The sequence below is a fragment of the Pseudonocardia sp. McavD-2-B genome, assembly GCF_024124365.1.
Lineage (GTDB): Bacteria > Actinomycetota > Actinomycetes > Mycobacteriales > Pseudonocardiaceae > Pseudonocardia > Pseudonocardia alni.
In genome coordinates, this window is record NZ_JAMXSG010000524.1 from 1 (window position 1) to 1,371 (window position 1,371).

The 1,371-nt window shown below is 78.8% G+C and carries 2 protein-coding genes; both read left to right on the forward strand.

Annotated elements, in window-relative coordinates; genetic code table 11:
• The first annotated feature begins 4 nt into the window (after nucleotides 1-4).
• Nucleotides 5-334, forward strand: a complete 330-nt coding sequence (locus NH602_RS30880; protein WP_253069697.1) for a rhodanese-like domain-containing protein — start codon at nucleotides 5-7, stop codon at nucleotides 332-334.
• 123 nt (nucleotides 335-457) lie between these two features.
• Nucleotides 458-1,366: a DUF4328 domain-containing protein gene (locus NH602_RS30885; RefSeq protein WP_179761457.1), complete on the forward strand. Its 909-nt coding sequence runs from the start codon at nucleotides 458-460 to the stop codon at nucleotides 1,364-1,366.
• Nucleotides 1,367-1,371: the final 5 nt, after the last annotated feature.

Below are 1,371 nucleotides of genomic sequence, written 5' to 3' on the forward strand. Positions count from 1 at the left end.
CCCATTGCCCGCCCGGTTCCCCGCCGTGGGCGTGTCCGATCTCCCCGCCGACGCCCCGATGCTGGACGTCCGCGAGCTCGACGAGTGGACCGCAGGGCACGCCCCGCACGCCCGTCACCTGCCGATGTCCGAGCTGGCCGGCCGGATGGGCGAGGTCCCCACCGACGACCCGCTCTACGTCGTCTGCCGCTCCGGTGGCCGGTCGGCCCGGGTCGTCGCCTACCTGGCCCAGCAGGGCTTCCCGGCGGTGAACGTCGAGGGCGGCATGCAGGACTGGGCCGCCCAGGGCCGCACGGTCGTGACCGACGACGGCAGCGCCCCCCGGATCGCCTGACCCGTGTCCGCGCCGGCGTCCCGACGGCCGGGCCCGCCGTGCCCGCGCTGCGGCCGGACGGCGCCCCCCGGAGGGGGTGCGTTCTGCCCGTGGTGCGGCCGGTACCTGGCCGCCCTGGACTGGGTGGCGACGACGCCCGGTGGGCCGGCCGCCGAGCCCACGGCCCGGCGGGACCGCTACGCCGGCCCGCCCCGCTACCGCGCCGTCCCGCGCTGGGGCCTCCCGGTAGGGCCCTGGCGGATCGCGCCGGTCCCCGGTGAGGGCCCGCTCCGGCCGGTCGACCGGGCCCGCGCGCTGGCCGCGCAGCTCGTGCCCGTGCTGTGGGTGGTCGTCGTCGTGTCGGGGGTCGCCGCCGTCGCCGAGGTGTGGCGGTACGTGCTCCTGCTGTTCAGCCGGTCCGACGCGTTGTCCCCGGAGGCCGTCGGCGTCTCCGACGCGCTGGTGTGGTTCGGCGGCTGGTCCTCGGTGGTGGCGACGATCGCCGCCGGGGTGCTGATGATCTCGTGGAGCGTGTGGACCTACCGGGCCGCCGCGGACCGCTCGGGGACGCGCGCCTGGCGGAGCCGCCGCCGGGTCGTCGCGGGCTGGGTGGTGCCCGGCTGGAACCTGGTCGCGCCCGGTTCGCTGCTGGCCGAGACCGAGCACGCCGCGCTGGACCTGCCGCCGGAACGGCGGCCGTCGCCGTCGCGGGAGCTGCTGGTCTGGTGGGCGCTGTGGGCGGCGTGCGTGGTCCTCGGCGCGGTCGTCCTGGTCTGGCGGTTCCGCACCGGCACGCAGGCGCTGGCCGACGGGGTCGTCCTGCACGCCTGGGCCGACGTGCTCGCCGCGGTCACGGCGTGGCGCACGATCCGGGTCGTCCGCCTGCTCACCGCTCTGCTGGCGACGCGGGCGCAGGGTCCCCGGCAGCTGCTGGTGTCGGCGACGGCGGGTACGGCCGGCGCGGAGCCGGCGGTCCCGGTGGGGGCGGCGGGCCCGCAGGCAGCGCCGACGGCGGCACCGGTCCCGACCACGTCGGCGGCCCCGGCGGGCTGAAGCCG